The organism is Asticcacaulis benevestitus DSM 16100 = ATCC BAA-896, from assembly GCF_000376105.1.
In the GTDB taxonomy this organism is placed as follows: domain Bacteria; phylum Pseudomonadota; class Alphaproteobacteria; order Caulobacterales; family Caulobacteraceae; genus Asticcacaulis; species Asticcacaulis benevestitus.
Genome location: NZ_AQWM01000092.1, coordinates 1 through 1509, shown reverse-complemented (window position 1 = coordinate 1509; position 1509 = coordinate 1). Strand labels below are relative to the sequence as shown.

The following is a 1509-nucleotide window of genomic DNA, read 5'->3' as shown; positions in this document are numbered from 1 at the left end:
GTAACCGGGGCACATTCCGGTGCAGCTACGTTGCTGCGAGCCTGACGAGGGTTGGTAGCTTTTGGACGTATGGAGCGTCTTGGACTGTGAAGCGGTCGCCAAGGAATCGGTAGAACGAGATCTTGAGCTTTGCGCAGGTTTTCATCAGGCCGAGCATGGCATCTCGGGCGGCCTTTCCGGCGTCGCTCATGGTCCCGCCTGATATTTTGCGCTTTGTCACGATAGAGCGGATGTCGTTTTCCGAACCGTTTGTGTGTAGTGGGATGTCTGGGCGGTCCAGCACACGAAGGAGGTTTTCCTTTCGGCGATGCAGGCGTCTGAGCTGCTGGTCCAGCAGGATGTAACCCGTCTTCTTGGTAAAGATCCTGTCGAAGCGTACCCTCATCATTCGGGCGCGTTTGGTATCTGGGCAAAGCTTGTAGGCCTTCAGATCGCGATAGAACCACCAGATCAGGGTCCGTATCAGTTCGACGGCCTTTCGATGAGCGGCATTTTCGGGCTGTAGCTTATAAATCAAGCGCTCCGCATGGACCCAGCATAAGGCCTGGTCCTCGACGCGGAACTGGCCTGCGCCGTCGGATATAACGACCGTACCGTCAAGCCGTCCTTGCTCCTTGACGGCCGCCCAAAGCGCAGCTTCGGTGGCAACCTTTGTCGGGTCTGGGGTGATCTTAAGCGCATCAAAGCCCAGGCTTTTCAGATGTGCCGTGAAGCTTGCCTCGGAACTGAAGCGCTTGTCTGGATGCGACCACAGCTTGGCGATGAGCGGCTCGGGCAGGTTCAAGCGCTGCATGTGGGCCTGCGCGACCTCGTTAATGACATAGTCCTGTCGGCCGCATTGCAGGTCATAAAGAAACCGACGCCGGGATTTTGTGGGACCGGTCCGGAAGACAGTGAAGCGGCCGTCGCCGAACTGCGTGGTGTAGGCGTCTTGGCGGTTATGCCGCGCGCCCGTATCATCCACGCTGATCCATGACGCCGTTTCAAGGCCCGCTTTCAAGACGTCCTGATCTTCGGTGATCAGGTCTTCGAGGCCCTCACTCAGAAAGCGCACCACCTGGCGCTTGGAGATATCGAGCCCCATCCCGTTCAACAGCGACACCAGGCGCTCACTGGTCACCTGGCCCTGGTAATGGGCGGCGGCGATGAACTGGCGCAACTGCGGCCCAAATCCACCCATAACACCTGCGGGAATATCGGCGACGATCCGCTTGCCGTCAGGTGTTTCCCACCGCTCGCGACGATAACGAGTGACCGCCGCCTCGATGTGAAGGTCCTGGACGGTCACGTCCTCGTAGCCGCGAAAACGGGAGCCTGCGGGCACCCCCAAAGCCTTCAGTTTGACCTCCGCCGTCACCGTCAGCTTGTCGCGTTTAGAGCCTCGACCTGGCTTTCGCCTCTTACCCTTGCCACCCAACGGCTTCGACGTCGACGTCTCCATCCCTGACGGCTTGCCTGGAAACTTCGGGCGCGGCGGTAGCCCCTTCAGACGGGCGATCTCATCGGCTT

The 1509-nt window shown here is 59.4% G+C and carries 1 protein-coding gene; it reads right to left on the bottom strand.

Translation table 11 applies throughout. The annotated features are described in order from the left end of the window. Positions 1 to 25: 25 nt before the first annotated feature. Positions 26 to 1509, bottom strand: a 1484-nt coding sequence (locus tag B060_RS25875) for an IS66 family transposase (RefSeq protein ID WP_018084227.1), incomplete at its 5' end; no start/stop codon positions are given.